At 44.5% G+C, this 23,598-nt stretch carries 23 protein-coding genes and 4 tRNA genes; 20 read left to right on the top strand and 7 right to left on the bottom strand.

Annotated elements, in window-relative coordinates:
- The first annotated feature begins 25 nt into the window (after positions 1-25).
- Genes proC through VTH8203_RS22390 form a run of 7 tightly spaced genes read left to right on the top strand, consistent with a single transcriptional unit; the run spans position 26 to position 5,916 of the window.
- Entirely contained in the window at positions 26-844 is an 819-nt protein-coding gene (gene proC, locus VTH8203_RS22420; protein ID WP_096995641.1) for a pyrroline-5-carboxylate reductase, read from the top strand.
- 31 nt (positions 845-875) lie between these two features.
- The gene (locus VTH8203_RS22415; protein ID WP_006075533.1) at positions 876-1,433 is read left to right on the top strand and encodes a YggT family protein; all 558 of its coding nucleotides are present in this window, start codon (positions 876-878) and stop codon (positions 1,431-1,433) included.
- The gene (yggU, locus tag VTH8203_RS22410; RefSeq protein ID WP_096995640.1) at positions 1,433-1,720 is read left to right on the top strand and encodes a DUF167 family protein YggU; all 288 of its coding nucleotides are present in this window, start codon (positions 1,433-1,435) and stop codon (positions 1,718-1,720) included. The genes VTH8203_RS22415 and yggU overlap by 1 nt, the downstream gene beginning before the upstream one ends.
- A gap of 24 nt (positions 1,721-1,744) precedes the next feature.
- Entirely contained in the window at positions 1,745-2,176 is a 432-nt protein-coding gene (locus tag VTH8203_RS22405) for a DUF4426 domain-containing protein (protein WP_096995639.1), read from the top strand.
- Between the two features lie 48 nt (positions 2,177-2,224).
- Positions 2,225-2,827, top strand: a complete 603-nt coding sequence (locus VTH8203_RS22400; RefSeq protein WP_096995638.1) for an XTP/dITP diphosphatase — start codon at positions 2,225-2,227, stop codon at positions 2,825-2,827.
- Positions 2,828-2,843: 16 nt separating this feature from the next.
- Positions 2,844-3,998: a radical SAM family heme chaperone HemW gene (gene hemW, locus VTH8203_RS22395; protein WP_096995650.1), complete on the top strand. Its 1,155-nt coding sequence runs from the start codon at positions 2,844-2,846 to the stop codon at positions 3,996-3,998.
- 55 nt (positions 3,999-4,053) lie between these two features.
- Positions 4,054-5,916: an LTA synthase family protein gene (locus tag VTH8203_RS22390; RefSeq protein ID WP_096995637.1), complete on the top strand. Its 1,863-nt coding sequence runs from the start codon at positions 4,054-4,056 to the stop codon at positions 5,914-5,916.
- A 102-nt stretch (positions 5,917-6,018) separates the two neighbouring features.
- Here VTH8203_RS22390 and glsB read toward each other — a convergent pair whose 3' ends face one another.
- Both glsB and trmB read right to left on the bottom strand, forming a co-directional pair.
- A complete protein-coding gene (gene glsB / locus VTH8203_RS22385) occupies positions 6,019-6,939 on the bottom strand; it encodes a glutaminase B (protein WP_096995636.1) in 921 nt (306 codons plus the stop codon).
- An 84-nt stretch (positions 6,940-7,023) separates the two neighbouring features.
- Positions 7,024-7,743 (bottom strand): tRNA (guanosine(46)-N7)-methyltransferase TrmB, encoded by a 720-nt coding sequence (gene trmB / locus VTH8203_RS22380; RefSeq protein ID WP_096995635.1) that lies wholly within the window; start codon positions 7,741-7,743, stop codon positions 7,024-7,026.
- Positions 7,744-7,896: 153 nt separating this feature from the next.
- Between trmB and mutY the strand changes: the two genes are divergently transcribed.
- The 7 genes from mutY (at position 7,897) to VTH8203_RS22345 (ending at position 10,969) form a co-directional block, all read left to right on the top strand.
- The gene (mutY, locus tag VTH8203_RS22375) at positions 7,897-8,943 is read left to right on the top strand and encodes an A/G-specific adenine glycosylase (RefSeq protein WP_096995649.1); all 1,047 of its coding nucleotides are present in this window, start codon (positions 7,897-7,899) and stop codon (positions 8,941-8,943) included.
- Between the two features lie 15 nt (positions 8,944-8,958).
- The gene (locus tag VTH8203_RS22370; RefSeq protein WP_096995634.1) at positions 8,959-9,231 is read left to right on the top strand and encodes an oxidative damage protection protein; all 273 of its coding nucleotides are present in this window, start codon (positions 8,959-8,961) and stop codon (positions 9,229-9,231) included.
- 54 nt (positions 9,232-9,285) lie between these two features.
- Positions 9,286-10,419: a membrane-bound lytic murein transglycosylase MltC gene (gene mltC / locus VTH8203_RS22365; RefSeq protein ID WP_096995648.1), complete on the top strand. Its 1,134-nt coding sequence runs from the start codon at positions 9,286-9,288 to the stop codon at positions 10,417-10,419.
- 126 nt (positions 10,420-10,545) lie between these two features.
- Positions 10,546-10,621: transfer RNA gene (locus VTH8203_RS22360), tRNA-Phe, on the top strand.
- A 57-nt stretch (positions 10,622-10,678) separates the two neighbouring features.
- Positions 10,679-10,754 (top strand) — tRNA-Thr (locus tag VTH8203_RS22355).
- Between the two features lie 7 nt (positions 10,755-10,761).
- Positions 10,762-10,837: transfer RNA gene (locus VTH8203_RS22350), tRNA-Phe, on the top strand.
- A 56-nt stretch (positions 10,838-10,893) separates the two neighbouring features.
- Positions 10,894-10,969 (top strand) — tRNA-Asn (locus VTH8203_RS22345).
- Positions 10,970-11,146: 177 nt separating this feature from the next.
- On the opposite strand, the gene VTH8203_RS22340 is transcribed toward VTH8203_RS22345, so the two are convergent.
- The gene (locus VTH8203_RS22340; RefSeq protein ID WP_096995633.1) at positions 11,147-12,469 is read right to left on the bottom strand and encodes a cation:proton antiporter; all 1,323 of its coding nucleotides are present in this window, start codon (positions 12,467-12,469) and stop codon (positions 11,147-11,149) included.
- Between the two features lie 299 nt (positions 12,470-12,768).
- Here VTH8203_RS22340 and metH point away from each other — a divergent pair, with 299 nt between their 5' ends.
- Positions 12,769-16,446, top strand: coding sequence for a methionine synthase (gene metH, locus VTH8203_RS22335; RefSeq protein WP_096995632.1), 3,678 nt, complete (start codon positions 12,769-12,771; stop codon positions 16,444-16,446).
- A 66-nt stretch (positions 16,447-16,512) separates the two neighbouring features.
- Here metH and VTH8203_RS22330 read toward each other — a convergent pair whose 3' ends face one another.
- Positions 16,513-17,781, bottom strand: coding sequence for an HlyC/CorC family transporter (locus VTH8203_RS22330; protein ID WP_096995631.1), 1,269 nt, complete (start codon positions 17,779-17,781; stop codon positions 16,513-16,515).
- 101 nt (positions 17,782-17,882) lie between these two features.
- Complete coding sequence (locus VTH8203_RS22325; protein WP_096995630.1) at positions 17,883-18,677, bottom strand: cytochrome C assembly family protein; 795 nt, start codon at positions 18,675-18,677, stop codon at positions 17,883-17,885.
- Between the two features lie 172 nt (positions 18,678-18,849).
- On the opposite strand from VTH8203_RS22325, the gene ffh reads away from it, so the two are divergent.
- From ffh to rplS, 5 genes are all read left to right on the top strand, one after another.
- The gene (gene ffh, locus VTH8203_RS22320; RefSeq protein WP_096995629.1) at positions 18,850-20,229 is read left to right on the top strand and encodes a signal recognition particle protein; all 1,380 of its coding nucleotides are present in this window, start codon (positions 18,850-18,852) and stop codon (positions 20,227-20,229) included.
- Positions 20,230-20,450: 221 nt separating this feature from the next.
- Positions 20,451-20,699 (top strand): 30S ribosomal protein S16, encoded by a 249-nt coding sequence (gene rpsP / locus VTH8203_RS22315; RefSeq protein WP_096995628.1) that lies wholly within the window; start codon positions 20,451-20,453, stop codon positions 20,697-20,699.
- A gap of 20 nt (positions 20,700-20,719) precedes the next feature.
- Entirely contained in the window at positions 20,720-21,277 is a 558-nt protein-coding gene (gene rimM, locus VTH8203_RS22310) for a ribosome maturation factor RimM (protein WP_096995627.1), read from the top strand.
- Between the two features lie 34 nt (positions 21,278-21,311).
- Positions 21,312-22,061 carry a tRNA (guanosine(37)-N1)-methyltransferase TrmD gene (gene trmD / locus VTH8203_RS22305; protein WP_096995626.1) on the top strand — a complete coding sequence of 250 codons (750 nt, stop codon included), beginning with the start codon at positions 21,312-21,314 and terminating at the stop codon, positions 22,059-22,061.
- Positions 22,062-22,103: 42 nt separating this feature from the next.
- Positions 22,104-22,457, top strand: a complete 354-nt coding sequence (rplS, locus tag VTH8203_RS22300; protein ID WP_096995625.1) for a 50S ribosomal protein L19 — start codon at positions 22,104-22,106, stop codon at positions 22,455-22,457.
- Between the two features lie 160 nt (positions 22,458-22,617).
- Here the strand turns inward: rplS and yacG are convergent, their stop codons facing one another.
- Together yacG and zapD are read right to left on the bottom strand one after the other, a co-directional pair.
- A complete protein-coding gene (gene yacG, locus VTH8203_RS22295) occupies positions 22,618-22,812 on the bottom strand; it encodes a DNA gyrase inhibitor YacG (protein ID WP_006074419.1) in 195 nt (64 codons plus the stop codon).
- A gap of 21 nt (positions 22,813-22,833) precedes the next feature.
- Entirely contained in the window at positions 22,834-23,574 is a 741-nt protein-coding gene (gene zapD, locus VTH8203_RS22290) for a cell division protein ZapD (protein WP_096995624.1), read from the bottom strand.
- Positions 23,575-23,598: the final 24 nt, after the last annotated feature.

The following is a 23,598-nucleotide window of genomic DNA, read 5'->3' as shown; positions in this document are numbered from 1 at the left end:
GTACCTCTAATTTAGGATAGGGTTAATGGAACAAAGAAAGATCGCATTCATTGGTGCGGGCAATATGACTCGCTCCATCGTCGCGGGATTGGTGGCCAGTGGCTACCGTCCAGATTGTATTACTGCGACAAATCCTAGCGAAGCAAAGTTAGTTGCTTTGCAGCAGGCTTATGATATTCAAGTGACGACGAACAATACTGAGGCAGCACAACAAGCCGATGTGATTGTGATGGCTGTGAAACCTCAATTGATGGAACAAGTAGCTAAACCACTTCAGTCGATTGATTTTCAGGGCAAACTTGTCATTTCAATTGCGGCCGGAATCTCAATAGAGCGTCTGCAACAAATGTTTGCCAACCCACTAAATCTGATTCGAGTAATGCCGAATACCCCTTCTTTATTAGGTGAGGGTATGAGTGGTCTATTTGCTTCCCCAATAACACCAGTTAGTGATAAAACCTATGCAGGTGAGCTGATGCAGGCTGTTGGTAAAGTTTGTTGGGTTGAACAAGAATCCGGTATCAATGACATTATCGCTGCCGCTGGTAGTGCTCCGGCGTATTTCTTCCTGTTCATGGAAGCGATTCAGCAACAAGCGATAGCAAGTGGCTTTGATGAAGACACCGCTCGACTGTTGGTGCAACAAACCGCATTAGGCGCAGCTAAAATGGTTAATGAGAATCCAGATACTGATTTAGCTACCCTGCGCCAACAGGTCACCTCTAAAGGAGGGACAACGGCAGAAGCGGTTCGTACGCTTGAGGAAAATGATATTCGAGGCATTGTTGCTAAAGCGATGCAATCGGCCGTGACCCGTGCTGAAGAAATGGAAAAACTGTTTTAATCCCAACAATGATAACTCGTAAGGGCTAGTTATGAATTCAATGAGTTTCTTGGTTTCGACCTTGTTTGATCTCTACATTATGGTCGTGATTTTGCGCATTTGGCTACAGGCAGCACGCGCAGACTTCTACAACCCGTTTTCACAGTTTATTGTGAAAGCAACCCAACCTGTAGTAGCGCCACTAAGACGAATGATTCCGTCTATTGGCGCTATTGATATGGCGACGTTATTGTTTGCTTACGTTCTTTGTGTTGGTAAATACGTGGCTTTGGTACTGATAGCTTCTGGTGGCAACTTTAGCTTTGGTGCTGACTTCTTGTTCCTAGGTTTGCTTTCTCTTATTAAAGCCGCGGGTGGCTTGTTGTTCTGGGTACTATTAATTCGTGCAATCTTAAGCTGGGTCAGTCAAGGGCGTAGTCCGATTGAGTATGTCTTCCATCAATTGACAGAGCCTATGTTGGCACCAATTCGCCGAATCATTCCAGCAATGGGTGGGTTTGATTTGAGTGTGTTAGTGCTATTTATTGTGCTGCAGTTTGCTAATTTCCTAATGGGCGATCTTATTGGTCCAATTTGGTATCGACTTTAATGTCAGCCGTAAAACAGGATGGAGAAGACCTTATTCTTCATATTTATGTTCAACCTAAAGCCAGTCGAGACAAGCTGGTGGGAGAGCATGGAGAAGAATTTAAGGTGGCGATTACTGCCCCTCCTGTTGATGGAAAGGCCAATGCGCATTTGAGCAAGTACCTTGCTAAACAATTTAAAGTCGCAAAGGGACAAGTGTTGATTGAGAAAGGTGAGCTTGGAAGGCACAAACAACTTCGAATAGTGTCACCTGCACTGATTCCCAAGGAATTTATGGCCCTCTTATGAGGGCTTTTTCAAAGGAGAAGAATAATGAAAAAATGGTTATTGTTGATTTCGGCATTGATGGTGACTGGGTTGGCTCAAGCTGAACAGTTCAAAACAATCAAAGATGCAGAAGTACATTATGTGGTGTTCAACTCAACATTTATCACGCCACAAGTGGCGCGTAGCTACGGTTTGAAGCGGAATGAGTTTGTTGCAACAGTGAATATCAGTGTTCTTGACCGCTCAAGCGCAGGCAAGCCTGCCATGCCTGTATCGATAAAAGGCAATGCTAAAAACCTTATTGGTCAAACCAAAACGCTCGAGTTTAAAGAAATTAAGGAAGGAGATGCGATATACTACTTGGCCCAATTTCCTATCGTGAACGAAGAGCAATACCGATTCACGATTGATATTGATGCTGGAAACAAAGGTCGCGGTCCTATTACCTTTAGCCAGAAACTGTATGTAGAACCTTAAGGTTCCAATAAATACCAACGCGTAAGCTTACTAACTCGAGAGAATCCCATGAGCAAAAAAATCGTACTTGCAACCGGCAATCAAGGCAAAGTGAAAGAGATGGCTGACTTGCTGTCTGATTTTGGTTTTGAAGTCCATGCCCAAAATGAATTCAATGTCTCAGAAGTGGCGGAAACGGGTACCACATTCATCGAGAATGCCATCATTAAGGCCAGACATGCTGCTCAAGAAACGGGACTAGCTGCGATTGCGGATGACTCTGGGTTAGAAGTCGATTATCTAAAAGGCGCGCCGGGTATTTACTCTGCTCGTTACTCTGGAGAAGGCGCGACGGACAAGCGCAATATAGATAAGGTACTAGAAGAGTTGTCAGGGGTGCCTGAAGCGCAAAGAACCGCACGTTTTCACTGTGTGTTGGTGCTAATGCGTCATGCTGCTGATCCTACGCCGATAGTTTGCCATGGCAAATGGGAAGGCCGTATCCTGACTGAGCCAAGCGGTGACAATGGTTTTGGTTATGATCCGATTTTCTTTGTGCCTGAAGACAACTGTGCGTCTGCGGACCTAGAACCAGCACGTAAAAAGCAGCTATCACACAGAGGTAAGGCATTAAAAGAGCTTTTCGCAACGATTCAGGCGCAAGGTATTTAAGATGAAACAACCTCCTGTGTTAGTGCCGCCGCCGCTGAGTCTCTATATCCATATTCCTTGGTGTGTACAAAAATGTCCATATTGTGACTTTAACTCGCATGCTCAAAAGGGAGATATTCCCCAACAAGCGTACATCACGGCGTTACTTGAGGATTTAGATACTGATATTGGTCAATATCAGTTGGCATCAGATACTCGCCCAATTCATTCGATTTTTATTGGTGGTGGTACACCAAGTTTAATCGCGCCAGAATACATTAAGCAGTTGCTTGATGGAGTAAGGGATCGTATTCCATTTCGTGATGACATAGAAATCACCATGGAGGCCAATCCAGGAACGATCGAAGCCGCTCGATTTGAGCAGTACCGAGTCGCAGGCGTTACGCGCATCTCTATTGGTGTGCAAAGCTTTCAGCAAACCAAACTAGAGCGCTTGGGACGAATTCATGGCGAAAGTGAAGCGGTCAATGCGGCTAAGTTGGCCCATGAAATTGGGCTAAAGAGCTTCAATTTGGATCTGATGCATGGATTACCAGATCAATCTATTGATGATGCATTGAGTGATCTAAAGCAGGCGATTGAATTGGCACCGCCACATCTTTCATGGTATCAACTTACCATAGAGCCAAATACCCTGTTCTATTCAAAGCCGCCTACACTTCCGGATGAAGATGACCTGTGGGATATCTTTGAACAAGGACATCAAATGCTGGTGGAGGCTGGCTATCAGCAGTATGAGATTTCAGGCTACAGTAAACCAGGCTTTCAATGTCAGCATAACTTAAACTACTGGCGCTTTGGTGACTACCTCGGTATTGGCTGCGGCGCTCACGGAAAACTGAGCTTTGCCGATGGGCGTATTGTGCGCACGACTAAGGTGAAACATCCACGCGGTTACCTCAATATGTTGAAACCATATTTAGACTCCCAGACCGAAGTGGCTCCGGAAGACCGTCCATTTGAGTTCTTTATGAATCGCTTTAGATTGTTGGAACCGTGCAACAAGAGGGATTTTATTGATCTAACGGGATTGAGTCTGGAGACAATAGAGCAACCATTAAACATAGCACTGCAAAAGGGTTATCTGGTGGATGAGAAAAATAGTTGGAGAGTGACAGAAAAAGGTAAGCTCTTCTTAAACGACCTGTTAGAGTTGTTTGTCGCTATTTAGTTGTCAGCCGAATCCTTCTAGGATTTATAAACATTATTATATTAAGAGGGTAAGCATGTTTATTTCTTTAATGAAAATAATTTCATTAATTTTCATTAGCGCATTTGTATCCAAAGCCGTATTTATTGGTTGGTATGAATTTGATTTTACCTCAACAAGTATTGTCGACTTTATCTATTCTTTAGCATGGGGAATACGATTCGATCTTACGGTTTCCTTTATGCTTACGGCATTGGGTTTTTTATTCATTACGCCCTTTTATCGATTTAAGAACTTTTACCAATATCTCTATGCTTTCGGGCTTAGCTTTAGTGTTTTAGGTGTGGTTTTCTCGACCATGGCTGATGCAATATATATGAGTCAGGCTAGCCGTCATATCACAATGGATATTAGTTTGGGCAAAGGGATGGAGCTTGAACTGGCAAGTACAGCAATCATTCAGTATCCATGGTTGTTCCTTGGCGCGACTCTGATTTCATTGTTCTTCATTACTATTATTGTTAAGCGTAAGTTCAAACTAGAGTTTTACTCTAAATGGTACAAGAACCTATTGTGTGGGATTCTATTTGTCGCCTCTTCGGTATTTGTGATTAGAGGTGGTTTTGATGATCATCCACAAAGCCCTATGAGTGTCTATAAAATTGGTGATGCAGATTTAGCTCGAGTAGCTTGGAGTGCGCCATATGCAATGACTTATTACGGTTTTATTAGTAAGGAAAATATAGCGTATCGATGGACACCAGTACAAACTGAAACACAAATGTTAGAGCTGCAGAAAAAAGTCAAAACATCCTTTGAAAGTGATGTCAGTGAGTTACAAGAACTAGACATTATAATGGTGTTATTAGAAAGTTGGGCTGCTGTAGACATGGCGGATTATGGCGCTGAGGTCGATGCGACACCTTATTTTGATAGTTTGCGTAAATCCTCTTTAACCACGTCATCGTTTTATTCTAATGGATTTCGCACCGTTGAGGGTATCTTCGCGACTATGTGCTCAATGCCAAATCCTATAGGCAGCTCAGTAGCGGGTACTGATTTGATGGCAAGGCAATACCAATGTTTACCGCAAATACTTAAAGATAAAGGATGGGAGACCACTATTATTCAAGGCAGTGGCCAAGGGATTGTCGGCTCTTTTTCACAGTCATTAGGATTTGAAAACTCATATGGGAAATTTGATTTTCCTGACAGTAGTTTTGCAACAAACTACTGGGGCTATATGGACGATGGTATCTATAACTTTGCTCTTCGCCAACTCGACTCTAAAAGCAGTCATCCCAAGTTTATGGTGATCAACACCGGTACGACTCACGACAGTTTCCTACCGTCTGAAAGCGATTATGTTTTTGGTAGTGCGACTCCAGATGAGCGTCGTCGTAGTACCGTGCATCATGCTGATCAAGCTTTAGAACGCTTTGTCACTGAAATAGAAAGTAAAGTAAGCAAACCGACGTTAATTATCCTGGTGGCTGATCATACGGCCATTGGGGCTAAAAATGATTTGCGTCATGTCTCAATTCCGTTTTTGATGCGTGGTGTTAATATTGATGTCCCAGTGCTCAATAAACCGGTCGCGGCATCGCATCGTGATATAGCACCAACAATACTTGATATCATGGGCGGTAATGCATCTTGGTTCTCTGGGCATAGCCTGTTATCAGAAGACTATAAAGAAGGGGCGAACTTTTCAGTCAATAATGAATTCTTCTGGATAGCGAATCATCTTTTGATGAGAATTAACGCTCAGAATGGAAATTTAGAGAGCTGCGCACAGATCTCTGAAAATACAACCGATTTGGAACCGGTACATTGCGATTTAGCTGATAAGAGTGTTCAAGAACAATATGAGAACGGAATCAATTACATGTTGTATAGTCAGCAGCACTTGTTTGAAGGAACAACGATGGCGTATTAGCGCTAAGAAGCGCACTTTTACCGTGCCTATCATAGTGTAATTGACTAACGGCCTTACTTATAAAAGAGTAAGGCCATTCATAATAAAGATCTGAATTGAGAACTAAAAAATAGAACGACCAATTCGCTGCGATAACATTTCTAGGGCTCGGGTACCTGCGAGTGAGTTTCCAGATTTATCCAGCTCAGGAGACCAAACTGCGATCGTCATTTCACCCGGCACGATGGCAATGATCCCTCCGCCAACCCCAGATTTTCCTGGCATTCCGACCCGGTAAGCAAATTCTCCCGCACCGTCATAAAGGCCGCATGTCGCCAATAGAGCATTCAATTGTTTGGTTTGAGTAGGCGTAATGATCTGCTTCTTCGTGTTAACAGACTGCCCCTTGTTAGCCAAATAACTAAAGGTCTTAGCCAAGTCAACGCAGTTCATTTTCAATGCACAGGCATGGAAATAGTTATTGAGAACAGGAATAACATCATTATCGAAGTTGCCAAATGAGCGCATGAGATAGGCAATAGCCGCATTGCGATCACTGTGCATCATCTCTGAAGCCGCAACGATCTTATCGTAGACGATGTGACTATCACCGGAAAGCGTCCTAACAAACTCCAATAGACGCTGTCTAGGTGCGGATAAGCGGCTTTGTAGCAAATCAGCGACCACGATAGCGCCAGCATTAATAAATGGGTTTCTTGGGATACCCTGTTCCATTTCTAGCTGGATAAGTGAGTTAAAGGCTTGGCCTGATGGTTCTTTGCCTACTCGTTGCCAAATTTCTTCTGGTTTATACAGCATCATCGCTAAGGTCAAACTCAGTGCCTTAGAAATAGACTGAATGGAAAACGATTCTTCTGCGTCGCCAGCTGTAATTACTTCGCCATCATTGGTGTAAACCGCAATACCTAGCTTGTTGTTAGGTACTTTAGCTAGTGCAGGGATGTAGTCTGCAACTTTTCCTTGCCCAATCAGTGGTTTTACTTCACTAAGGATCGTGGAAAGGATCTGTTTGGTTGGTCTCATGTTTGGTATTCTCCCAATGAGGGCGTCAAAAAAGCCAACAGAGAGTTGGCTTTTCGCGATTAGATTTCAGTTAGTAACCGAAACTTAAGCGGTACGGCGATATTTGATATCCCAAACACCATGTCCGAGTCTGTGACCGCGAGCTTCAAACTTTGTCAAAGGACGATCATCTGGACGTGGTACAAAATCACCATCCGTCGCAATATTCTCATAACCAGGCGCTTGATTCATTACTTCAACCATATGTTCAGCGTAGTTTTCCCAGTCTGTTGCCATGTGGAACACACCAGTCTCTGGGATTAGCTTAGTTCTTACCATTTCAGCAAAGTCTAGCTGTACGATACGACGTTTGTGGTGACGTTTCTTATGCCATGGGTCTGGGAAGAACAATTGCATGGTGCTTATGCTGCTTTCTGGAATCATGTTAGCAAACACTTCAACTGCGTCGTGGCACATTACTCGTAGGTTGGTAATACCAGCATCGCGGGCAGAAGAAAGACACGCGCCTACACCAGGGCTGTGGACTTCAATACCTAAGAAGTTTTTTTCTGGAGCGTTCTTTGCAATTTCAACCAGAGAAGCACCCATGCCGAAGCCAACTTCAAGTACAACAGGGTTGTTGTTACCAAATACCTGTTGCCAGTCGAGTAGTGACTCTTGGTAATCAATACCCATTGTAGGCCAGCACTCTTCCATCGCCGATTCTTGGCCCTTGGTTAGGCGTCCTTCACGACGAACAAAACTGCGAACTTTGCGAATCAGTTTGCCATCTTCTGTGTATTCGTTAGTAGTCACTTCACTCATTGGTTTAGCCTGTTCATTCAATAATCAGTGCGGGAATTATCCAAAGAATTTGCTCGCAAGCAAGCATTATCGGATCAGAATTTCACGCAGTTTTACTTCTGTTACTAAGTGTGGTGCAATTTCTAGCAAATTATAAGAGAGATGAGAGTAATTGTGACGCCTTTTGCACGCGCGATATTAGATTGGTATGAGAAGTACGGTCGCAAAGCGCTACCGTGGCAACAACAAAAGACCGCCTATAAGGTGTGGTTGTCGGAAATCATGCTGCAACAGACACAAGTGACCACCGTCATTCCATATTATGAACGGTTTTTGGAGCATTTCCCCACCGTAGAGTCTTTAGCTAAAGCGCCTCAAGATGAAGTGCTGCACCTATGGACGGGACTAGGGTACTATGCCCGTGCTCGTAACCTTCATAAGGCTGCTCAAGTTGTGGTTGAGCAACATAGTGGTGAATTTCCACTGTCTCTTGAAGCTATGAATGCACTTCCCGGGGTGGGGCGTTCAACCGCAGCAGCGGTCTTGTCATCGGTATATAAACTGCCTCATGCAATTCTTGATGGTAACGTCAAGCGCACTCTTGCTCGCAGTTTTGCTGTGGAAGGGTGGCCTGGGCAAAAAAAAGTAGAAAATCAACTGTGGCAAATTGCTGAGCAACATACACCGGCAGAAGACACAGATAAGTACAATCAAGCCATGATGGATATGGGAGCGATGGTTTGTACTAGAAGTCGACCTAAATGCACATTGTGTCCGGTAGAAAGTTTTTGTGTTGCTAACAAACAGGGCAATCCACTTGATTATCCTGGGAAGAAACCGAAGAAAACCAAACCGGAAAAAGAGACGTGGTTTGTCATCTTAAAATACCAAGATGAGCTCTGGTTGGCACAAAGGCCACAAACGGGGATTTGGGGTGGTTTGTTTTGCTTTCCGGAGAGCCCCAGTGCGGATATTGATGAGGTGTTGGAGCAATATGGTATCCAGCAACAAATTATCCAGTCCAGAGAGGTTGAAATCGCGTTTCGACATACATTCAGCCACTATCATCTCGATATAACACCAATCGTCGTGACACTTAACCAGCTTCCAACAATGGTGATGGAAGAGTCGAAAGGTCTTTGGTATAACATAACTAATCCAGAAAAGGTTGGATTAGCGGCACCAGTTAAGTCGCTAATTGAAACCCTACAACGACATTAATTTGAGGATAACAATATGAGCCGTATGGTTTTTTGTGCTCACCTACAGAAAGATGCTGAAGGTCTCGACTTCCAATTGTACCCAGGTGAACTGGGTAAACGTATCTTCGATAACATCTCGAAAGAGGCGTGGGCGATGTGGCAGTCTAAGCAGACCATGCTGATCAATGAGAAGAAGCTCAACATGATGGATCCTGAGCATCGTAAGTTGATTGAAACTGAGATGGTGAACTTCTTATTCGAAGGTAAGGATGTCGTCATCGATGGCTATACGCCGCCGTCAGAATAATCTACAAGGAATAAATTAAGCACCACCTTTTGGGTGGTGTTTTTAATGTTGTCTATGAAGCAGTTAATCTACTTTTTGTTTCCCCTGTTGCTGGTGGGCTGTAGTCGTGAATTTATCGAGAAGATTTATGATGTTAACTATGAACCAACCAATCGCTTTGCCAAAAACTTAGCAGAGCTGCCAGGCCAGTATGTCAAAGACACAAAAGCGTTAGACGCTTTGATCAATAGTTTTAGCGGTAATATTCAAAAGCGCTGGGGGAGCAATGAAGTTAAAGTTGCGGGCAAAAGTAACTACGTAAAATACATCGATAACTATCTAAGTCGTGCTGAAGTTAACTTCAGCAAGGGTCTCATCACGATTGAAACGGTCTCACCTACGGAGCCGGAGAAACACCTTAGAGCTGCGATCATTACCACCTTGTTGACTCCAGATGACCCCTCAAGTGTCGACTTATTTTCGTCCAAAGCGATTACGTTAGAAGGGCAGCCATTCCTATACAACCAAGTGGTCGATCAAGATAAGAAACCTATTCAATGGTCTTGGCGTGCCAACCGTTTTGCTGACTACTTGATTGCAAACAAACTGAAGACTAAGAACGTCGATTTCAAAAAAGCCTATTACGTCGAAATTCCGATGGTGGCGGATCACTTTAAACAGCGAAGTTACCAATATGCGGACATCGTTCGTAGAGCATCACAGCGATATGGTATTCCAGAAGATTTGATTTACGCGATCATCAAAACAGAGAGCAGTTTTAACCCTTATGCAGTGAGTTGGGCTAACGCATATGGGTTGATGCAGGTCGTACCCAAAACGGCAGGTCGGGATGTATTTCATCTGGTAAAAAACAAGCCTGGTGAGCCTACGCCAGAGTATTTATTCAATCCGGAGCAAAATATAGATACCGGAACAGCGTATTTCTACATTTTGAAAAACCGCTACTTGAAAGATGTGAGGCATCCATTATCGTTGGAGTACAGCATGATTTCAGCCTATAACGGTGGAACCGGAGGCGTGTTGCGAACGTTCCACAGTGATAGAAAACGTGCGATGAACGATCTGAATTCTTTGCTGCCGAATCAAGTTTATTGGGCGTTGACGAAAAAACACCCCAATGCAGAGGCTCGACGTTATTTGGAGAAAGTAACTAAATTCAAAAAAGATTTTAATGCGGGAAGGGGCTAAATGGCGCTAATCTGCATAAAACGAATACGATTCGATGAAAAATGCAGCGCTTGAACGCTTTTTTGAAGTTTTTTTCAAAAAAGCGTTGACGGGAGAGTGGAAAATCCGTTTAATAGCGCTCCGTTAGCCCGGATAGCTCAGTCGGTAGAGCAGAGGATTGAAAATCCTCGTGTCGGTGGTTCGATTCCGCCTCCGGGCACCACAAATTGAAATTGTTGGTGCTGAGAAAATTAGCACGAGCAACGCAAAATAAAGTGTCGCCGACTTAGCTCAGTAGGTAGAGCAACTGACTTGTAATCAGTAGGTCACCAGTTCGATTCCGGTAGTCGGCACCATTTATTTGCCTCGATAGCTCAGTCGGTAGAGCAGAGGATTGAAAATCCTCGTGTCGGTGGTTCGATTCCGCCTCGAGGCACCATTATTTGGTGCTTAAGCAAACAATGGTCATTATGACCAAGTGCTTACACAAATAATTCCCCCTTAGTTCAGTCGGTAGAACGGCGGACTGTTAATCCGTATGTCGCAAGTTCAAGTCTTGCAGGGGGAGCCACTTTAAGAAAAGGCCGCATCGAAAGATGCGGCCTTTTTGCATTTAATACGAATACAACGCCCTATTAGCTAGCGCAGTGCTCAGAGTCTCTTCTCGTTGCTACTCGCGCTTTCATTTATCTCGTTAAATAAAAAGCCCCACCATCATGGTGAGGCTCTTAGTAAACAATAAGCGAATTTATTCTTGTTGCTGGCCGTCAGTTTGTTGAGCGGTTCTTTTCGCTTCCATCTCTTTTTCTGCCAGTTTTGCTTTTTCAATCATCGGCGTAATCGTTGAACCTTGAACTAGGATAGAGAACACGACGACAGAGTAAGTCATAACAAGAATGATCTCTTTCACGTCAATCAGTTTGTCCTCGATAACCCAAATACCTGATGGAATAGAGAGAGCCATAGCCAACGCTAAGCCGCCACGCAAGCCACCCCAAGTCAAAATACGGACTGACCAAGGGTTATAAGTGCGGTAGCGTTTAAAGCCAACGTATGCGAGCGCGACACTCAAATAACGAGCGCTGAGTACAAGAGGAATCGAGAAGGCCATTAAAATCCAGTCTTCTTGGTGGAATTGGAATAACAGCATAGACATACCGATAAGTAAGAATAGCACGCCATTTAAGAACTCATCTACAAGCTCCCAGAAGTGATCTAGGTGGTCTTCAGTTTCTTTTGAGAAGCCAATATAACGAGTCCAATTACCGATCATAATGCCTGATACCACCATAGATAGTGGCCCAGAAACATGTAGCACCTCGGCAAAAGCGTAGCCCGCGGTTGGGATACCTATGGTTAACAGCAACTCCATAGAGTGGTCGTCTGTTGAGCTAATGAGGTAGTGGAATACCAAACCAAGCACAAAGCCATAGATGATGCCGCCTAACGCTTCCTGTAAGAACAACATAGTTACGCTGCCTACCGTTGGCGTTTCGCTACCAAAGGCGATGGTAAATAGTGTGACGAAGATAACAAGGCCAAAACCATCATTGAACAGTGATTCACCTTCAACTTGCGTTGACACGCGCTCAGGTGCTTTGAGCTTCTTAACAATAGCCAGTACAGCAATAGGGTCAGTCGGAGAGATGAGTGCACCAAATAATAAACAGTAGATAAGATCAAACTGAATGCCGATAAGGTTACAGAACCCGTAAAGCGCAAAACCGATAAAGAAAGTTGAAAAGAGGGTTGCACCGAGTGCAAGCACAGTGATTTCCCATTTCTGATCTTTCAAATTAGGTAACTTAATGCCTAAACCACCTGCAAAGAGTAAGAAGCCAAGGATCCCCTGCAAAAGGAAGTCTTCAAAATCAATATCAGCTAAGGTCTCTGTGGCAATTTCTGTGAGTTGAAACCAATCGTTTTGGCCAGCAATCAAAATGAATAGCGACAGCATCATAGCACCAGCTGTGATGGCTATCGTAGTTTGCATTCTACCTATCTTGCTGTTTACAAAGGCAATTAACATCGCCGCTGCCGACAAAAAACATAAAGTCTGATAAACGGACATCACTCCACCTAGTTTGTATAAAAATGTGAATGGGATTTTGTGCTTCTCTTCCGGGAATATCAATCACTATTTTTGAATTCATTTCTCTTGCTTATAGATTAGAGCTTAAAACGATAACTTGTGGATTTTTCTCGTTTCTAAAACCGAATTGTTTCGAAAATGCTACATAGGGAAGGGCTTGTGTCCTTCTATGTAGTTAGTTAAGTTGGTTGTTGCGACATTAGAAAGATTTTTAGACGTCTAGATTTCTAAAAAATCTGTGATACGATGACGGCATAAGCAAGGAATGAGGCAGTATCGTGGGAAGTAACGTAAGACAACAAATAGAGCGTCAGTTAAGGCAAAGAATTTTACTGATTGATGGTGGTATGGGCACCATGATTCAGGGTTATAAACTTGAAGAACAAGACTACCGAGGTGAGCGCTTTGCGGACTGGCCGAGTGATCTGAAGGGAAATAACGATCTTTTAGTGTTGACCCAGCCAGCCCTTATTAAAGAGATCCATAGCGCTTATTTGGAAGCTGGCGCAGATATCCTAGAAACCAATACCTTCAACGCTACCACGATTGCGATGGCCGACTATGACATGGAGTCGCTGAGCGAGGAAATTAACTACCAAGCGGCAAAATTGGCTCGGCAAGCTGCCGATGAATGGACCGCTAAAACACCAGACCGACCACGATATGTTGCTGGTGTACTCGGCCCAACTAACCGAACGTGTTCGATTTCTCCTGATGTGAATGATCCCGGGCACCGTAATGTCACGTTTGATGAATTGGTCGAGGCGTATTCAGAGTCAACACATGCACTGATTAAAGGCGGCTCAGACCTTATCCTTATCGAAACTATCTTCGATACGCTCAATGCCAAAGCGTGTGCTTTTGCCGTTGAAACTGTATTTGAAGAGCTTGGCTATGAACTGCCAGTGATGATTTCGGGAACCATTACCGATGCATCAGGCCGAACGCTTTCAGGTCAAACAACAGAAGCTTTCTACAACGCGTTACGCCACGTAAGGCCGCTTTCCTTTGGCTTAAACTGTGCCCTCGGTCCTGATGAACTTAGACAGTACGTTGAAGAAATGTCGCGTATTAGCGAGAGCTTTGTGTCAGCGCACCCTAACGCGGGTTTGCCTAATGCTTTTGGTGAATATGACTTGTCGCCAGAAGACATGGCAGAACACATTGGTGAGTGGGCGCGCAGTGGTTTCTTGAACCTTGTTGGTGGCTGTTGTGGCACGACACCAGAGCATATTCGTCAAATGGCCAACGCCGTTGAAGGCGTCACTCCTCGCCCTTTACCTGAACTACCTGTGGCGTGTCGATTATCAGGGCTAGAGCCACTGACGATTGAGAAAGAGTCTTTATTTATCAACGTTGGTGAACGTACTAATGTAACCGGCTCTGCACGATTTAAGCGCCTTATCAAAGAAGAGCAATATGACGAGGCATTAGAAGTCGCTCGTCAGCAAGTCGAAAATGGCGCGCAGATCATCGATATCAATATGGATGAGGGCATGCTTGACGCTGAGGCATGCATGGTTCGCTTTTTAAACCTGTGCGCTTCTGAACCAGAAATCTCTAAAGTACCAATCATGGTTGACTCTTCAAAATGGGAAGTGATTGAAGCTGGCCTGAAGTGTATTCAAGGTAAAGGCATCGTTAACTCGATTTCCATGAAAGAAGGCAAAGAGAAATTTGTCGAGCAAGCGAAACTGATCAGACGTTATGGCGCAGCCGTTATCGTAATGGCGTTTGATGAAATAGGCCAAGCAGAAACGCGTGAGCGCAAGCTAGAAATCTGTACCAATGCCTACAATATTCTTGTTGATGAAGTAGGCTTCCCTCCTGAAGATATCATTTTTGACCCTAACATCTTTGCTGTGGCGACAGGTATTGAAGAGCACAACAACTACGCTGTGGACTTTATTGAAGCTGTCGCTGATATCAAGCGTGACCTGCCACATGCCATGATTTCTGGTGGTGTGTCTAACGTGTCGTTCTCTTTCCGCGGTAACAACTATGTCCGCGAAGCCATTCACGCCGTGTTCCTTTATCACTGCTTTAAAAATGGTATGGACATGGGGATCGTCAATGCCGGTCAGCTAGAGATTTATGACAATGTGCCTGAGAAATTGCGCGAAGCGGTTGAGGATGTCGTACTTAATCGTCGCGATGATGGTACTGAAAGACTGCTTGAGATGGCTGCTGAATATGCTGACAAGGGCGTTGGTAAGGAAGAGGATGCAAGTGCCCTTGAATGGCGTACTTGGCCGGTTTCAAAGCGTTTAGAGCACGCTTTGGTAAAAGGTATCACTGAGTTTATTGTTGAAGATACCGAAGAGGCGCGTTTGAATGCGTCTAAACCTCTAGAAGTCATTGAAGGGCCATTAATGGATGGCATGAACGTGGTGGGTGACTTGTTTGGTGAAGGCAAAATGTTCTTACCTCAGGTAGTAAAATCCGCTCGTGTTATGAAGCAGGCGGTTGCCCATCTAGAGCCATTTATTAATGCAGAAAAACAAGCCGGCTCTTCAAACGGCAAGATCTTACTGGCGACCGTAAAAGGCGATGTACACGATATCGGTAAGAACATCGTTGGGGTTGTGCTGCAATGTAACAACTACGAAATCATTGATCTAGGCGTGATGGTGCCGTGTGAAACGATTCTTAAGGTCGCTAAAGAAGAGAACGTGGATATCATAGGTCTTTCTGGACTGATTACTCCGTCTCTTGATGAGATGGTCCATGTGGCAAAAGAGATGGAGCGTCAAGGCTTCACTCTACCGCTATTGATAGGCGGAGCAACGACTTCGAAAGCGCATACGGCAGTGAAAATCGAACAGAACTACAGCGAGCCTGTGGTATACGTGAATAACGCCTCTCGTGCAGTAGGTGTTTGTACTTCACTGTTGTCTAAAGAGCTTAAACCGGCCTTTATTGAAAAGCTTGATATTGATTATGAACGGGTGCGCGATCAGCACAACCGTAAAAAGCCGAGAACCAAACCTGTCACGCTCGAAGAAGCAAGAGCGAATAAAGTGGCTATCGATTGGCAAAACTATACGCCACCGGCTCCAGTGAAGCCGGGCGTGCATGTATTTGAGAACTTTGAGGTCGCCACACTAAGACACTATATCGATTGGACACCTTTCTTTATGACTTGGTCGCTGGTGGGCAAGTATCCAGCAATATTAGAACATGAAGAGGTAGGGGAAGAAGCGAAGCGACTGTTTCATGATGCCAATGAGTTGTTAGACCGAGTTGAGCGTGAAGGTTTGCTAAAAGCGAGTGGCATGTGTGCTCTGTTCCCTGCGGCATCCGTGGGCGATGACATTGAAGTGTACACGGACGAAACTCGCACTGAAGTGCATAAAGTACTGCACAACTTACGTCAACAAACAGAAAAGCCGAAAGGTTTTAACTATTGTCTCTCTGATTATGTCGCGCCAAAAGAAACGGGCAAGCAAGATTGGATTGGCGCTTTTGCGGTAACTGGTGGAATTGGTGAGCGTGAACTGGCTGATGAGTACAAAGCTCAAGGTGATGACTACAATGCGATCATGATTCAAGCGGTTGCCGACCGTTTGGCAGAAGCGTTTGCAGAATATATGCATGAGAAAGTTCGCAAAGAGATTTGGGGTTATTCGGCAGATGAAGCTCTGTCTAATGACGATCTGATTCGTGAAAAGTACCAAGGTATTCGACCAGCTCCAGGTTACCCAGCCTGTCCAGAGCACACGGAAAAAGGCGCGTTGTGGGAGCTACTCGAGGTTGAGCAAACCATTGGTATGTTGCTGACTTCGAGTTATGCGATGTGGCCAGGTGCTTCTGTATCCGGGTGGTATTTCTCACACCCTGATTCTCGATACTTTGCTATTGCCCAGATTCAGCAAGATCAGGTAGACAGCTATGCGGATCGTAAAGGCTGGGATCAAACGGAAGCTGAGAAGTGGTTGGGGCCAAATATCAACTAGGCTGCTTGCTCCGCAGATAAAAAAACGGCACCCTTGGGTTGGGTGCCGTTTTTTCGAGTAGATTCGTTATTTTTTACTCTTGGGAAAGACTTTAACCATCTTAATACGGTTCTCTTCCAGTTCGACAATTTCCATCTGATGACCGGCAACGTGCACACTTAGGTGGCTCTCCGGTATTTCCTCTAAGTACTCTAACATCAAACCATTTAATGTCCTTGGGCCGTCGGTAGGCAGGGTCCATTTTAATCCCTTATTAATGTCTCGAATGTTCGCGCTCCCTTCAATTAAGAAGCTACCATCACCTTGAGGGGTAATCTCGTCAGACAGTGTTGGTGCCATTGAAGTAGTGAACTCACCCACGATCTCTTCGAGAATATCTTCAAGTGTCACTAATCCATTAATATCACCATATTCATCTACAATCAGTCCAATGCGCTCTTTATTGCGTTGAAACTTTAGCATCTGGACATTGAGGGGCGTACCTTCTGGAATAAAGTAAACTTCATCAGCACTACGAAGTAGCGTTTCTTTAGTAAACTCATTCTTCTCCAACATCAATCGATAAGATTCACGTAGACGCAGCATTCCGACGACTTCATCAATCTGATCACGATAAAGAACGACTCGGCCATGTGGTGAGTGGGTTAACTGGCGGACAATCGACTTCCAATCATCATTGATGTTGATGCCGGTAATTTCATTACGTGGAATCATAATGTCGTTCACGGTCACATGCTCAAGATCTAGGATGGAGATCAGCATGTCTTGGTGGCGTCGAGGTATGAGTGAGCCCGCTTCATTTACGACCGTGCGTAATTCTTCAGAGCTAAGGTGGTCCTCATCATCATGGTTAACACGAATGCCGAGTAGTCGAATGAAACCGTTGGTGATGAAGTTCACTAACACAACTAATGGCGACAATACCTTCATCAAAATGGTAAGAAGGATACTGCTCATAAAAGAAACGCGTTCTGGATACAATGCGGCGAGTGTCTTTGGTGTGACCTCAGCAAAGACCAAAATAACCAAAGTGAGTACACCTGTCGCAATAGCAACACCTATGTCGCCATAAAGACGCAAACCAATCACGGTCGCAATGGCGGAAGCTAGAATATTAACCAGGTTATTTCCGATAAGGATTAAGCCAATCAGCCTATCGGGTCGATTGAGCAAGCGCTCAACGCGCTTCGCGCCTTTGTGGCCTGTCTTAGAAAGGTGTTTAAGTCGGTAGCGGTTCAGAGACATCATCCCTGTCTCTGAGCCGGAGAAGTAGCCGGAAATTACAATTAGACCTGCAAGGATTGCAAACAAAATACCGGTCGAAATGTCATCCAAAACGTCAAAATTCCTTTAGTTAATAGCTGGTTAATTAATGAACCATTTATACCGTGTTGTCAACGCGACATTCGTAATGTGCTAAGAACATGGCTAGTCCGTTAACTTAGAATAATCTCTCTCACGAAGCGGCTGCCGAAATAGGCCAGAGTAAGTAATGTTGCACCTGCTACGGCAAACCATGTCACCTTTTTTCCGCGCCAGCCTTTACGGTAATGTCCCCAAAGCAATATTGAGTAGATAATCCAAGCCAAGAAAGAAAGTACACCTTTGTGAGCTTTACCTTGAGCAAATATATCTTGTACAAACACAAAACCGGTAAAAAGTGTGGCGGTAAGTAGACCAGTGCCAATCAAAATGATCTTGAAAAGCTGCCTTTCCACCATCATTAAAGGTGGAAGATTAGGATTTATGGTCAGGGCTTTCTTATTCTTAAGCTTATGGTCTAGCCAGGCTAATTGAATCGCATAAAGTGCACCAATTGAGAGCGTAGAATAGGAGAAAAGTGCTAACGAAATATGAATTAGCAGTTTTGGGTTGTGCTCTAAGTGGGTGATAAACGCAGTGGGAACGAAAGCCGCAGCGGAAAGGTTGATAGCGGCAAAACCATACACGACGGGCAATAAGAACCAAATTCGCGTTTTAAGCATGGCAATGCTCATGACTAGCGAGATGATAAAGCCAATCAAAGAAGCCACGTTTAAGATACTTAGGTTTTGACCCGTGCCACCTAAAATGAGATCGCTGAGTAACCAAGCGTGGAATGCGAGCGCTAAAACCGCACTGACGAGAACAGTTTTTGTACGGATCCCTACCTGATGAACCAAGCCTGGGATAATAGTTGCGATGGCAAGCACATAAAGAATGGCGGCGGCAATTGCGATTAAACTGTCCATTTTTCCTAAAAAATCGATTGCTTAGAGCAGGAATTATACCTTGCATCGCCTCAATGAGCCATCTCAGAAGTAAAAAGTATTGACCCGTATTTGATCTTGTTAGGTATGACTCTCACTGCTGGCTAAGGTATACTCATAAGAATTGATCGCAATTTACAGCGAAGAGAAAGAAATGTTTGAGAATTTAACGGATCGTCTATCCAAAACGCTGAAGAATATCAGCGGTAAAGGTCGTCTGACCGACGACAACATTAAAGATACATTGCGCGAAGTTCGTATGGCGCTTTTAGAAGCCGACGTTGCTCTGCCAGTGGTTCGAGATTTCATCAAAGGCGTAAAAGAACGTGCCGTTGGTGTCGAAGTCTCTAAATCCCTAACTCCGGGCCAAGAGTTCATCAAGATCGTTCAAGCCGAGCTTGAGTCAGTGATGGGTGAGTCCAACGAAGCGCTGGACTTAGCGGCACAGCCGCCTGCGGTTATCTTGATGGCTGGTCTGCAAGGTGCGGGTAAAACAACCAGTGTCGGTAAGCTTTCTAAACTGTTGCATGAGCGTGATAAGAAGAAAGTTCTGGTTGTATCTGCCGACGTTTATCGTCCAGCAGCGATCAAACAGCTAGAAACATTGGCTACCGATATTGGCGTTGATTTCTTCCCTTCATCAGCAGATCAAAAGCCAATTGATATTGCCAATGCTGCTATTGATCATGCGAAGAAAAAATTCTATGACGTATTGATTGTCGATACCGCGGGTCGTTTAGCGGTTGACCATGAGATGATGGATGAGATTAAAGATCTTCACTCCGCCATCAACCCAGTGGAAACACTGTTTGTTGTCGATGCGATGACAGGTCAGGATGCGGCGAACACAGCAAAGGCGTTTGGTGATGCGCTGCCGTTAACTGGTGTTATCTTAACGAAAGTCGACGGCGATGCTCGTGGTGGTGCGGCGCTTTCTGTTCGTCATATTACGGGTAAACCAGTTAAATTCTTGGGTGTGGGTGAAAAAACCGACGCACTAGAACCTTTCCACCCAGATCGCGTTGCATCACGTATCTTGGGTATGGGTGACGTTCTCTCTCTTATCGAAGATTTACAACGTAATGTTGATACCGATAAAGCAGAAAAGATGGCGAAGAAGTTCAAGGAGAAGAAAGGTTTCGACCTAGAAGATTTCCGTGAGCAACTTGGTCAGATGCAGAATATGGGCGGTATGATGGGAATGATGGACAAGCTACCGGGCATGTCTAACCTACCTGCCAACGTGAAAGACAAAGTCGACGACAAGATGTTTAAGCAGATGGAAGCCATCATCAACTCAATGACAATGAAAGAGCGTCAACGTCCAGAGCTGATTAAAGGTTCTCGAAAAAAGCGTATTGCTGCAGGTTCTGGCACCCAAGTGCAAGATGTTAACCGCTTACTGAAACAATTCACTCAGATGCAAAAGATGATGAAGAAGATGCAGAAAGGTGGCATGCGCGGAATGATGCGTAACATGCAAGGCATGATGGGTGGTATGGGTGGCGGCGGCTTTAATCCGTTTGGTCGATAGTCGTATATTGAGTCAGGTTTCAGTTCCTTAAGTTTCAAACTGTTATCTGCGTCACACGAGAAATGCTCGCCAAAAACTGGTGAAAAAATAGCTAAACCCCTTGCAATGCCTCGGAATAAGAGTAAAATTCCGGGGCTTTATTTTGGCACGAGACCTCAGGTTGCTCATTAGAGAAACACTTCTGAGGTCATTTTTATTATTGAGAAAGCAAAGAGGACGATATGGTAACCATTCGTTTGGCACGTCACGGCGCTAAGAAGCGTCCATTCTATCAAATCGTAGTAGCGGACAGCCGCAATGCAGCGACTGGCCGTTTCATCGAGAAAGTGGGTTTCTTTAACCCTACTGCTACTGGTCAAGAAGAAGGTCTACGTCTAGACCTAGATCGCGTTAACCACTGGGTTGGTCAAGGCGCATCTGTATCTGACCGTGTTGCTAAGCTAGTTAAAGACGCTCAAAAAGCGGCTTAATTGTTAGTTTAGTTAGCAGTATGTCGTCGATGAAAGGTAAAGACGCTATGAGCAATAATCCCGAAAGAATTGTTGTAGGTAAATTTGGTTCTACTTATGGCATTCGCGGATGGCTTAAAGTGTTTACCTACACAGACAATCCTGAAAGTATTTTCGATTACAGTCCTTGGTACATTAGTCAAAAGGGCGAATGGGTTGAATTAAAAGTTGAAAGTTGGAAGCGCCATAACAAAGGTATGGTGTGTAAACTAGAAGGTCTTGAGGTTCGTGAAGAAGCTCACCTACTGACTAACTTTGAAATTGCAATTGATCCAGCTGTGCTTCCTGAACTGTCAGAAGATGAGTTCTACTGGCGCGAATTGTTCGGCATGAAAGTAGTGACCACAAAAGGTTACGACCTAGGTGAAGTAACCGACATGTTGGAAACGGGTTCGAACGATGTTCTGGTTGTGAAAGCAAATCTGAAAGATGCTTTTGGGCAAAAGGAACGGTTGATACCGTACCTTGAAGAGCAGGTGATCAAAAAAGTTGATCGCGAAGCTCAACGGATCGAAGTTGACTGGGATCCTGGATTCTAATCCTTAATTGGTAACTAAAAGAGCGAGAGAACAGATGTGGGTTGGCGTAATTAGCCTTTTTCCAGACATGTTCCGCAGCGTTACTGATTATGGAGTAACAGGTCAAGCGGTTAAAAAAGGTCTACTGTCGATTGAGACTTGGAATCCTCGTGATTTCACTCACGACAAGCATCGTACTGTCGATGATAGACCATACGGTGGTGGTCCTGGTATGTTAATGATGGTTCAGCCATTGCGCGATGCCATTCAAACAGCCAAGCAAGCATCACCGGGAAAGGCGAAAGTTATTTACCTGTCACCTCAAGGTCGTAAACTCGACCAAACTGGGGTAGAAGAGCTAGCGAAAAACGACAACTTAGTGTTGATTTGTGGACGCTACGAAGGGGTAGATGAGCGCATCATCCAAACTGAGGTTGACGAAGAATGGTCAATCGGAGATTTTGTGATGACAGGTGGGGAAATCCCAGCCATGACGCTAATCGACTCAGTCTCGCGGTTTATTCCGGGAGTATTGGGCGACTTTGCTTCAGCAGAAGAAGACTCTTTTGCAAATGGTTTGTTAGATTGCCCGCACTATACGCGCCCTGAAGTGTTAGATGGACTGGAAGTACCAAGTGTGCTGAAGTCTGGTAACCACAGGGACATTCGTCGCTGGCGACTTAAACAGTCGTTAGGCCGTACTTGGCTAAGAAGACCGGAGCTCCTGGAAAACCTAGCTCTGACTGACGAACAGGAACAATTACTTGCCGAGTTCATTAAAGAACATCGAATTAATAGCAAGTAACCTATTTAATTTAGTATCAGTTTATTCTAGGAATTTAAGAACATGAGTAACATCATCAAGGCTCTTGAAGAAGAGCAAATGAAATCAGACCTACCTAAATTTGCACCAGGTGACACTGTTGTAGTTCAGGTTAAAGTAAAAGAAGGTGACCGTGAGCGTCTACAGGCTTACGAAGGCGTTGTAATCGCTATCCGTAACCGTGGTCTTCACTCTGCTTTCACTGTTCGTAAGATCTCGAACGGCGAAGGTGTTGAGCGTACGTTCCAAACTCACTCTCCAATGGTTGATAGCATCGAACTTAAACGCCGTGGTGCAGTACGTCGTGCCAAGCTGTACTACCTACGTGAGCGTTCTGGTAAGTCTGCTCGTATCAAAGAGAAACTTGCTAAGAAGTAATGCTATTTTACTAGCGTTCTCAAGTATTAAGCGGAGCCCAAGGGCTCCGCTTTTTTTATGTTTGAAGCGAAAACATTAGCACTTGTACTCATGTGTCCGGTTAAAACTGTTACCTATGAGTCCTGTCAATACCATAGGGGGCGGTAATTGCTGGACGAGGTTAGTAATTATCTTCAGACCAGCCATCGCTGTCAGACATATCAGGAGCGCCTGGAATCGTGTTCTCTTCGTCAGCCCACTCTCCAAAATCGATCATTTGGCACTGTTTAGAACAAAATGGGCGAAACGGGCTGTCTTCGTTCCAGACAACTTCAGCTTTACATTGAGGGCATGGAACAACGGTTGGTTTACTCATAGTAATTCCTGAGTGTTACTCTTAGCTACACACAGCTAATTCAAATTCAATATCATTAGGGTAGGCTTGCCCTGATTCAAAGGCAATGAACTTCACCGCAAAGCGGTTTTTATGTCCTGAAATCATAGGGTAGACGCCATACTCCATTGGAATAGTTAGGCGAAGAATATTCGCTTCTTCAGCATCACTTTGATAAAACCCAGAGCGGGCAATCTGTTTCTTAAAACGACCAGTCTCGCGAGTGAGCTTTAACCACAGCTGAAGGGCATTCATAAGTGGTTTTACGGATGCCAACCAAGCTTCCGTATCTTGCATGCGTTTTTCAATCGGTATGTGCAACCAGTAATGCAACGATGGCAAATCAAAGCAACACGATCCGCCCGGTAACCCAAATCGTTGACGGATTGTACTAAGGAAACGATCTTCTTTTAGTGATTGACCAAATCGTTCAGCCATCATCAAATTCTTATGAACAGCATCCAGATCTCTTAAGATCGAACCTAACATTTCCTGATCAACGCCATCGACGTTGAGCCAAGCACGGTACGTTTGGCGCTGCTTTTCAAGATCTTTGGCCAGCTCACTCTTTAGCTGGATTTGCTCGAAGATCTCCAGTAAATCAAAGAGAGATTTGAAGAAAATTTGATACTGATAGCTATCTGAACAAGACGAGGAGTGCTGAAGCTGTCTCAAGAGAGATTCAACTCTTAGGTACATTCTTGTTTTTTCATTAAGAGGGTGTTCGAATCTATTTGTGATCATCTGCTAGCCTTTAAACGCTTCCCT

Origin of the sequence: Vibrio thalassae (assembly GCF_900089835.1) — a bacterium.
Classification (GTDB): Bacteria; Pseudomonadota; Gammaproteobacteria; order Enterobacterales; family Vibrionaceae; genus Vibrio; species Vibrio thalassae.
The sequence above is the reverse complement of the archived record's forward strand: the minus strand, read 5'-3'. Positions and strand labels throughout refer to the sequence as shown.

Excerpts from the sequence above, each read along its gene's own strand:
- yggU (WP_096995640.1), top strand. The coding sequence starts at position 1,433 with ATGTCAGCCGTAAAACAGGATGGAGAAGACCTTATTCTTCATATTTAT.
- proC (WP_096995641.1), top strand. The coding sequence starts at position 26 with ATGGAACAAAGAAAGATCGCATTCATTGGTGCGGGCAATATGACTCGC.
- mltC (WP_096995648.1), top strand. The coding sequence starts at position 9,286 with ATGAAGCAGTTAATCTACTTTTTGTTTCCCCTGTTGCTGGTGGGCTGT.
- rpsP (WP_096995628.1), top strand. The coding sequence starts at position 20,451 with ATGGTAACCATTCGTTTGGCACGTCACGGCGCTAAGAAGCGTCCATTC.
- zapD (WP_096995624.1), bottom strand. The coding sequence starts at position 23,574 with ATGATCACAAATAGATTCGAACACCCTCTTAATGAAAAAACAAGAATG.
- rimM (WP_096995627.1), top strand. The coding sequence starts at position 20,720 with ATGTCGTCGATGAAAGGTAAAGACGCTATGAGCAATAATCCCGAAAGA.
- VTH8203_RS22415 (WP_006075533.1), top strand. The coding sequence starts at position 876 with ATGAATTCAATGAGTTTCTTGGTTTCGACCTTGTTTGATCTCTACATT.
- VTH8203_RS22405 (WP_096995639.1), top strand. The coding sequence starts at position 1,745 with ATGAAAAAATGGTTATTGTTGATTTCGGCATTGATGGTGACTGGGTTG.
- yacG (WP_006074419.1), bottom strand. The coding sequence starts at position 22,812 with ATGAGTAAACCAACCGTTGTTCCATGCCCTCAATGTAAAGCTGAAGTT.
- trmD (WP_096995626.1), top strand. The coding sequence starts at position 21,312 with ATGTGGGTTGGCGTAATTAGCCTTTTTCCAGACATGTTCCGCAGCGTT.
- glsB (WP_096995636.1), bottom strand. The coding sequence starts at position 6,939 with ATGAGACCAACCAAACAGATCCTTTCCACGATCCTTAGTGAAGTAAAA.
- VTH8203_RS22390 (WP_096995637.1), top strand. The coding sequence starts at position 4,054 with ATGTTTATTTCTTTAATGAAAATAATTTCATTAATTTTCATTAGCGCA.
- VTH8203_RS22340 (WP_096995633.1), bottom strand. The coding sequence starts at position 12,469 with ATGTCCGTTTATCAGACTTTATGTTTTTTGTCGGCAGCGGCGATGTTA.
- VTH8203_RS22370 (WP_096995634.1), top strand. The coding sequence starts at position 8,959 with ATGAGCCGTATGGTTTTTTGTGCTCACCTACAGAAAGATGCTGAAGGT.
- rplS (WP_096995625.1), top strand. The coding sequence starts at position 22,104 with ATGAGTAACATCATCAAGGCTCTTGAAGAAGAGCAAATGAAATCAGAC.
- VTH8203_RS22400 (WP_096995638.1), top strand. The coding sequence starts at position 2,225 with ATGAGCAAAAAAATCGTACTTGCAACCGGCAATCAAGGCAAAGTGAAA.
- VTH8203_RS22325 (WP_096995630.1), bottom strand. The coding sequence starts at position 18,677 with ATGGACAGTTTAATCGCAATTGCCGCCGCCATTCTTTATGTGCTTGCC.
- ffh (WP_096995629.1), top strand. The coding sequence starts at position 18,850 with ATGTTTGAGAATTTAACGGATCGTCTATCCAAAACGCTGAAGAATATC.
- trmB (WP_096995635.1), bottom strand. The coding sequence starts at position 7,743 with ATGAGTGAAGTGACTACTAACGAATACACAGAAGATGGCAAACTGATT.